6 protein-coding genes are annotated in these 9067 nt (G+C 47.1%); 4 read left to right on the forward strand and 2 right to left on the reverse strand.

Features of this window, described 5'->3' with window-relative positions:
• Positions 1-333 precede the first annotated feature (333 nt).
• Positions 334-978, reverse strand: a complete 645-nt coding sequence (locus J4G07_20590; GenBank protein ID MCE2416385.1) for a sigma-70 family RNA polymerase sigma factor — start codon at positions 976-978, stop codon at positions 334-336.
• Positions 979-1253: 275 nt separating this feature from the next.
• On the opposite strand from J4G07_20590, the gene J4G07_20595 reads away from it, so the two are divergent.
• The 4 genes from J4G07_20595 to J4G07_20610 all read left to right on the forward strand — a co-directional run bounded on the left by J4G07_20595 (position 1254) and on the right by J4G07_20610 (position 8032).
• Positions 1254-2645 (forward strand): HAMP domain-containing protein, encoded by a 1392-nt coding sequence (locus J4G07_20595; GenBank protein MCE2416386.1) that lies wholly within the window; start codon positions 1254-1256, stop codon positions 2643-2645.
• Between the two features lie 165 nt (positions 2646-2810).
• On the forward strand, positions 2811-4742 hold the full coding sequence (locus J4G07_20600; protein ID MCE2416387.1) for a hypothetical protein: 1932 nt from the start codon (positions 2811-2813) through the stop codon (positions 4740-4742).
• A gap of 133 nt (positions 4743-4875) precedes the next feature.
• On the forward strand, positions 4876-6903 hold the full coding sequence (locus J4G07_20605; GenBank protein ID MCE2416388.1) for an NHL repeat-containing protein: 2028 nt from the start codon (positions 4876-4878) through the stop codon (positions 6901-6903).
• Positions 6904-7054: 151 nt separating this feature from the next.
• Complete coding sequence (locus J4G07_20610) at positions 7055-8032, forward strand: GNAT family N-acetyltransferase (protein ID MCE2416389.1); 978 nt, start codon at positions 7055-7057, stop codon at positions 8030-8032.
• Positions 8033-8240: 208 nt separating this feature from the next.
• Here the strand turns inward: J4G07_20610 and J4G07_20615 are convergent.
• Positions 8241-9067, reverse strand: an 827-nt coding sequence (locus J4G07_20615; GenBank protein ID MCE2416390.1) for a transposase, incomplete at its 5' end; no start/stop codon positions are given.

The following is a 9067-nucleotide window of genomic DNA, read 5'->3' on the forward strand; positions in this document are numbered from 1 at the left end:
TCAAGTGGGAGGCAGACAACTCGCAGAGAAGCAAGCCTTGATATGTCTGCCAACCTGATACTTTAATTATACCACATTTCTTTTTAAGCAAAGGTTTGGTCTAATTCAATAGGGCGGTGTCTATATCCCCCAGCGAAAGCAAGGGGGTTTTGACACCGAAGTTTGATAATTCGGTGATTTTTCTGGATGTTTACAGGTGCAGACGAATCTATCGCTTACATTGAGACAAGGAAATTGTAACTACAGCGGAAACGAATTCTCGCATTTTTTCAGTTAACTACAATCATAGGAAGATTGGGACAGTTTCCTTGACACATCCGTTACCAAGGTCTGCTAAGTTTCCCCATGCCACTCCAGCGGTTCATCGCGTAGGTAGGGGCGCAGCATACCTTGGAGACGCCGATGCGCGTGGTGTAAGTGTGTTTTAATTGTGCCTTCTGATCTGTTTAACAGCACGGCGATCTCTTTAATTGCCAGTTCTCTTCGGTGACGTAGATTGAAGACCCGACGCTGACCAGGTGGAAGTTTCCGCACCGCCTTCCGAATGATTTTACCAAGCTCCTTCTCTTCAAGGAGTTTCTCGGGCGAGGGGTAAGAATCCGACATCCTTAGAACTTCGTCGGCATCAGACGGTAATTCTTCAAACGTAAGTACTTTGCTACGGTTACGCCGCCGCTGAAAGTCGATGCTACTATTGATAGCAATTCGGTAAATCCAACTGTAAAACGCAGAGCCACCTTTGAAGTTAGGCAGTGCCTTAAAGGCTTTTAAAAAGACCTCTTGGCTAATATCTTTTGCTATTTCTCGATCACGAATCTGCCGGTAAATGAGATTATATATTTGCTTTTCATATTTAAGAACGAGAGGATTAAATGCCTCTATGTCACCATTTTGAAACCGATCAACGAGTTCGTCCTCGTCAATTTGTTCAAGTTCCGACGCTGTGTACGCACTGGTCGGTCTTCGGGTGTTCATCATGTTTTTTCTCCATATCAAGTCAAGTTTAAGGGACTTGGGTTCACGATACACAAGCGAACGCAAACCGGCTTAAACTTACACACCATAGGCCTTCAGAAAGTTCCAATTTTTTACTGTGAGTCCATCTTCTCCGCTGTCTTAGACAGATTAAAGAAGGTTTTCGTTCGTTTTTTGTCATTCAAAATGTTGACATGCCAGATGCTTTGCAGTATACTAACAGCAACTTTAGATTTTTCAGAAACGGTCCCAAATTGCCTTCTAAAAGAGAGATTCTGATGCGTCGGTATAGCATTCAAACCAAAATCGTTCTCCCATTTTTGCTTCTATTTGCTTGTGTCACGATCTTTGTGCCATTGCTAACAGTCGAACTATTTGCATGGAAGTACAGTGAACAGTTCACACGCGAAACCCAAGGATGGCTCAACACCATCGTAGAAACTGGATTTATTCGGGAGGATAGTGAGAAAGTCAAGAAAGCGTATAGTGTAGAAATTATGGTTTTCGGTTCTGATTACACACTTAATCATAGTACGTTGAGTGGACTCTCCGACGCTGAGCAGGATTGGGCGAATTTGGCAAAAAAAATGAGGCTGAGTGAGGTAAAAGATCACTTCCGAGAAGCGGGTAGTACACCCATCACACACGATGTGACGCTCGCCGGAAAGCCCTATAAGGTTTTTTATCTCTTGCTCCCACCTGAACGCTTCTACTGCTTATTGCGTCCGATGGAAAAGATAGCCGAAGCGAAGCGAACCCTGACATGGTATATGTTAGGTATCGCTGTTCTCGTTATGGCACTGATTGCTTTTATCAGCCATCGTATCGGTAAGAATTTGACGAACCCGATTAAGGTTTTGGTCGATTCTACGACGCGTGTCGCGACGGGCGACTTGGACGAGCTATGTGAGATCAAGACGCATGATGAAATTGGCGATCTCGCGGCTGCGTTCAACAAGATGACAAGGGATCTCAAAGCGTCGAGAGATCAGTTAATTCAAGCGGAACGCTTGGCGACAGCGGGAAAAATGTCTGCTTCATTCGCTCACGAGATCCGAAATCCGCTGTCATCTATGCGGATGTTAGCGCAGATGTTGATGCAGAAGCCCGAAATGTCGCCCGAAAAACACCAGCAATCCGTTCGTTATATCCTTGAGGAAATTGAGCGAATTGATACCATCGTGAAAGGTTTAATGGACTTCTCACGTCCATCGTCGCTTAATCTGAAACAACAAGCGATTACTCCTATTCTGCAAACGGTTCTATCTTTGATGGAAGCCAACTTAGCGCACCACAAAATACAACTCGTCTTAGATGTGTCATCTGAAACCCCAGAAATTCAATTTGATTCAGATAAATTGAAGCAGGCGTTTATGAATGTTGTGCTGAACGCCATAGAGGCGATGCCGCAAGGTGGAGTGCTGCGGGTGTCCACCTTTACAGAAAATGATAGCGTCTGTGTCAAGGTCAAGGATACGGGAATCGGGATACCAGAGGAAGATTTAGAACATCTCTTTGAGCCGTTTTTCACCCGGAAGACGAGAGGAACAGGGCTTGGGTTAGCAAATGTCAAACGAATTCTCGAAGAGCATGGAGGTACTGTAGAGATTGACAGCACACTGGATGAAGGGACGGAAGTGTTGCTCCGATTGCCGCTGCAAGGCGCATAATGGTTGAACGGTGCAGGCAATGTCATAAAAATTTCTCTGAAGTGTAGAGGAGCATCCGATTTGTGTTCGTTTTGAAAGCATAATGCGGTGTGAAATTCCTCTATAAAAAAAATGAGGGTTGTGGTATAGTGTGCAATGCGGTTAGGATAGTCTGTAGAACCTGCTTTGAAAGGCAATAAATTGATTCAGGAACGAACTCGAGACAGTATCACGTGGCGCGCAGTGCTTATCGGTTTGGCGTGCGCTACGACCGAATGTCTTCTCGCGCCTTATAACGATTACGTTATCCGCAACATCTTCCTCGCGGGTGGACATTTCCCTGTCGCTCCTTTCTTTGTTCTGACGGTTTTTGTATTGGGAATCAATGTTTTTCTGAAACAGGTCCATCCTGCCTCGGCGTTTTCGCCCGGAGAGCTTGTCACAATTTGGTGTATCATGATTGCACCGGCAGGCATCCCGTCTTCAGGAATGATGCGCTATGCGCTCAGTCCGATGGTGGCTTACCAGTACCTCGCCACCCCAGAAAACGACTGGGAGTCGTTGTTCCACCACTATATCCCGGAATGGCGCGTGGTTCGCGATCACACCGCAGCGCAGTCTTTCTTTGAAGGCTTATTCGCGGGGGAATCGGTGCCGTGGGGTCCCTGGATAGTTCCTATCTTAACGTGGAGCACCTATGTCCTTGTTGTCTATTTCGTGATGATCTGCTTATCAGTGCTACTCCGTAAGCAGTGGGTTGAGTACGAACGCTGCGCCTTCCCGCTCGTTAAGTTGCCGGTGGAGATGGCAGCGCAAGGCAGAGGTAGCCTCGGTCCGCTCTTTAAGAACAGCGCGCTCTGGTTCGGATTTGCCTTCCCGGTATTCTTGCATACCATGAACGGTCTCCATACGTTCTTTCCGTCCATGCCGCATGTCCCACGCGATTTTTGGCTTAACCAATACCTCGTTGAACGTCCTTGGAACGCGCTACGTCCATTTCAGATTGTTATTTTCTGGTCTATGGTTGGATTTAGTTATCTACTGACCTTGGAGGTATCATTTAGCATTTGGTTTTTCTTCGTATTCTACAAACTCCAGTGTCTGTTGGGTGTAATGCTCGGTTTCCAACTCACTTCGGGACCGGGGGTGCAGTGGACAGGCAAGTCGTTTAGTGCCGCACAGGAGGCAGGTGCATGTCTGACGTTTGTCGCCATCGCACTCTGGAAAGCGAGACATCACATTAAAAGCATGCTCGAGTTCCGACCTTCCGACGAAGCCTTGCCACACGGCGTTACGATCTTTGGACTCCTCGGTGGTATCTGTGTGCTTGCATTTTTCAATCATTTGATGGGGATGTCCCTCCTGTTTGCGTTCGGTTTCGTGCTGTTTCTGCTTGCGATGTATGTTTTGTTGACGTGGCAAGTGATTAACGGCGGCATTCCGTTCATCAATCCATCGTTTTCACCACAGAGTTTCTTCCTAACGACACTCGGCACCTCAAAAATTCATCCGTCCACGTTAACATCTATAATGATGCATCCGGTGTGTCTCACGTTAGACCTTCGTGAGTTCATGATGCCGAACATCATGAACGGGTTGAAAGCGGCAGATGATGCCCGCGTCAAGCGACGGCAGCTGCTTATTGCTATGGCGGTTGCGATGGTCATCGGACTCGGTGTTTCCTATTACTCTGCGATTAAGGTGAGTTATGCACACGGCGCGCCTTACACGGGGGGTAGTTGGTTTATGCGGCAGCTTGAGGGACTGCTCGTAAGTCCGAAAACAAGCACGAATTGGACGAACACGGGCTTTATGGTATTCGGAAGCGGGTTCACGGTCTGGTTGATGTGGATGCGTCAAACTTTTATCTGGTGGCCCCTGCATCCTCTCGGTTATACGATGCTGAGTTCATGGGCAACGTTTAAACTCTGGTTCTCTATATTTTTGGGCTGGGGGCTGAAGTTTAGCATTGTGAAATATGGCGGGTTGAAGGCGTATCGGAGCGCGAGACCTATTTTCCTCGGATTGGTTATTGGAGAGATGACGTGCGCTGGACTCTGGGCAATTATTGGCATGATTACGGGGATTAGTACAGGTTATCGTATTTTGCCGGATTAGGTAATAGCAATCAGGTCAGTAAAGAGCGTTTAAAAATGTTTTGCCTTGACATTATAGGTGGATACCGCGTATTATTAAAAAAACAACCCTTCAATTGGCAGATTAAATTTAAAACACTCTTACTTAAAAAATTATGAAAAGATATATCGTTCTCTTACCGCTCCTTTCCATCCTCTGTTCGCTAGGCATCGGATTAAGTTCGGCTTTCCCAGTAGATTTTATCAAATTAGAGCGTGAATTTGCAGGTAAAGGCTCAACCCAAGGTCGGTTTGGCAAGAACATTCACCTCGCCTTCGATAACCAAAATATCTATGTTAGTGACAGCGAAAACAGACTCATTCAGAAATTATCAGCGACAGGAGAATTTCTGTTTCAATTTCCAGAAGCACCGGCATCTCCAGAGAATATCCTGAGGAAACCTGGACATCTTGCTGTAGATAGTATCGGAAATATCTATGTTGCCGATGTAACCATTCAGCACATTGCAGAGACAGGGACTGAAGTAGGCACTCCGAAAGTTTATATGTTCGCACCGTGTGTCCACAAATTCAGTGCAAAGGGTGAACTGTTAGACACCCACTTTGTCGACCCTGTGGAGGTCCTTCCCAAAGTCGTTTTGCCAGCAAACCTCATCATTGATGAACAGGGGAAAACCGCTTTTGCCATCCAGCCGAAAGGATATGATAGAGCCCTCCGCGTAGCACTCACCCCTCAAAATGAACTCTACGTTTTAGATGCGAAACTTGGACGCATTCATAAATTCAGTGCCGATGGAGAGGCATTACTCACTTTCGGGAGATATGGGGCAGGCGAAGGAGAGTTTGATATGGATGCCTCGGACATCGCAATTGATGCGCGAGGTAATGTGCTTATTGCGGACACAGGGAACCATCGTATCGTTAGGTTTGACGCGATGGGCAAACCCGTCGGTAGTTTTGGGAGAAAGGGGCGAGGTAATGGTGAATTTATGAAACCGATGGCACTTGCCGCTCTCCCCACCGGCGAGATCCTCGTTAAAGATGCCAGTCGGTTCCGTAGAAAAGTCGGCGGACTCCCAGAAGTTATTGCACTCTCACCGACATTGACGCAACTTACGGAGGTCACTCCAGGTCAAGCGGAACTTGCCGACGCGATTACGAATGCCACACGTCCAGGATACGGCCCGTTTGCCCAGAGTCCCGCTACGGCTGCCGATAATACCGCCTTGAATCGACGCGTCCGGTTACTGGAGGAAGCAGAATACAGTCGATATTATGCCGATGAAACCGATGAAGAGGATAAGGAAGAACTCGCTGAAGAGCTTAAACGTAAAGACATTCGTCTGACGCTCTTTCATAACATCATCTCGCGTATCCAGAAGTTCGATCTCAGTGGAGGGTATCTCGGACGCATCGTATATGAAACCGATCAACTCAGTGAGGAAAAGCACGATCAGACCTTCTTGGATCTGGACGCTGCCGGATACCTCTATCTACGAGATGATAGTGATTTTACCATCGCACAATATTCTATCAGCGGATTCACCGTCAAGCCCTCACACATGAACGGTTTTTACAGCGTTCGCGCCGCCAATCTTCAGAACAACTACTTGGAAGATTACGAAGACATTGACTTCTCAACGGATGTTCAAGATGAACTCAGTCAATTAGAACTCAAGAATATGTTTGGGTGGACTTACAGTCTTTCTGAACGGTGGCACTTGACCTTTCTTAATGAACTGACGTATGGCGAGCAGGATGAACGTTACATTACGCCTGCGAAGGTGGAGGATAGTTATGATTTCGAGACACAAGCGTTAGAGAATGCGTTCGCCGCGAACCTGAAATTTATCACGAATCCGAATCCGTATCGCTATAAGGAATTGAACCTATCCATCGGTCGTGTCGATGGCACGTCTGATTTAACGCAGGATGCCCTCTTTCCTGACCTCAACAAACAGCATAGAGTAGACACTGGCGATGCGAGTTCCACGGTCGTTGAACTCAATTGGGATATCTGGTCTCGGACGAATCTATGGCTTCGTTATGCGGATCTGAATCCGGCGGAGACAAGCCGCAATTTTATCCGTAGATTTTACGATGTCTCCGGGGATCTCTATGAAGTGTTTGGGAGCCGTAATGAGTCGCGTCAGTTCCTCGGAGAACTTACAATAAAATTTTAAATGGATAAAACCAGAATCGTAGCCTGCAACAATACGCAGAAATTCGCAGAAACCCCCAAGCAAAAACCCCAAGCAAAAACACGCAGGCGGATCCAAGGAACATACACAATAGTCTTAACACGCGGTGTCCCTCCGCAAGGTATAATTAAAAATGGAATTTCGTCCCCTTCATCCTGAAGAATTAGAGTTGTGGCTGGACCATGTCACGTCCGTCTTTTCGGGTAGCCGTCAGTATTTTTCTAATCATTGGCATAACGATCCGTGGCAGGATGCGGAAGGTATCCGAATTGCTATTGATAAAGGCACTATTGTCAGCACAGTGCGCGTCTTCATCCGAAAGATATTTTTGCACGGTGAACCCATAACCGTCGGTGGCATCGGGGAAGTCAGTACGAGTCCAGAATATCGCCGACGTGGCATTGCTACACAACTTCTCAAAGATTCGATCCGATTCATGGAATCCCGTGATATTGTTGTCTCTGTGCTTTTCGGAAGTCAACGCATCTATTCGATTGAAGGGTGGGAAAAGGTGCCTCGTTACTACGCGAGACAACCTTTCAATGCTGAAAGACAATCAGAGTGGGAAGTCCGTCCAGCCAATTTTGATGATGAAGCCGAAGTCAAACAACTCTCTGATCTCTACAACCAGTATGCACGAAAATTTAACGGCACTGTTGTCAGAGATAAAATAGCATATTGGACGCAGTGGGTGCGAACCGAGTCCTCAAACGCATGGGTTGCCGAACGGGATGGCAATATTGAAGGCTATGTCTCGGTCACGCAACGCGAAGATGCGCTCAGCGTTAAGGAGTTCATCGCTTCAGAGGGTGCCTTGGAAGAAGAAAATGGCAAACACCTTTTTGACGGTATGCTCTCTTGTGTTATCGCACAGATGGATACGGAATCACTTGAGGTCGTGTATCCGGCACCTATTGCAGACGGTTTCAATGCCCCAGCAATTGAGGAACAGGGGAGTGCGATGTATCGTATCGTTCAACCCACCGTGCTTTCGGAGAAGATGGAATCACCGGCGTTCAATTCGATTCCAAATCTGTTACACAATCAACCGGGACCTTTGGCACAAGGTATCCAGTCGCATCATATCTTTTGGTATACCGACGGGTTTTAAGGGCAGCCCCTACGCTAAAGTCGGCGAAGTCTTAAACGTCCGGATTGGTGATACCACCCAACGCCTAAAGGCGTGGGAAACTTCGGTTTCGTAGCGACTGCGTTCTTACCAGAGGTTTGAACGTCTGACTATCGCTCCACCCGCAGGCTATTATTCCGTCTCCGCCGCACTCACGAAGGTGCGATCGGACGGACCTGATCGCGCATTGTTACGCGGGTGCCCCAACCTGCAAAATGTTGATAGCAGCGTTGATGTCTCTATCGTGGTGAAACCCACAGTCAGGACACGTCCACTGTCTCTCTGAAAGTGTTAAATCTCCGTTATGATGTCCACAAACCGAACACGGTTTTGTTGTGGCAGTCCAACGACCTGCTTGTGCGAACGTTTTACCATATTTCGCACACGTCCATTGCAGGATGAGAGCAAACTCACCGAAAGCAATATCAGAGATTTTCCGTCCCCAGAGGCGTTTCATACCCTCAAGGTTCAGGGTCTCTATCACAATCGTATCATACTTTCGCACAAGACGGAGGGCCAGCTTGAAGAACCAGTCTCGTCTTCTATTGGCAACTTTTTTATGAATACGACAGAGGTGACGCTTCGCACGAAACCATCCACTCGAAAGATATTGCTTACAGGAGAGTGCCTTGTTTGCCGAACGGATTGCGTTGAGACCTTGCTTGTAGAATTCGGGGGACGTTATTCTCGTGTTATCTGAAAGGGTGAGGAATGTTTTACAACCGAAGTCCGCCCCTGCCACATTACCGGTCAAAAGTTCGCAGTCCTCACAACTTAGGTATAGAGAGTAGTCGCCTACACTATCACGTTTGATTGTTACCGTCTTTATCGGGTTTCCTGTCCAGTCTCGGTGCTTCCAAAACGTGAACGACTTACCGAGACAGTTGATTCTTAGACGATTGCCTTCTATTTTGAAACCTGCTTGTGTGAACGTCAAGGAGTTATATTTATGATTCGGCTTGATTTTCGGTCTACCGACTTTACGTTTTGTTTTACCGGCTTTTCGGTCTCTAATGT

Source organism: Candidatus Poribacteria bacterium, assembly GCA_021295715.1.
In the GTDB taxonomy this organism is placed as follows: Bacteria; Poribacteria; WGA-4E; order WGA-4E; family WGA-3G; genus WGA-3G.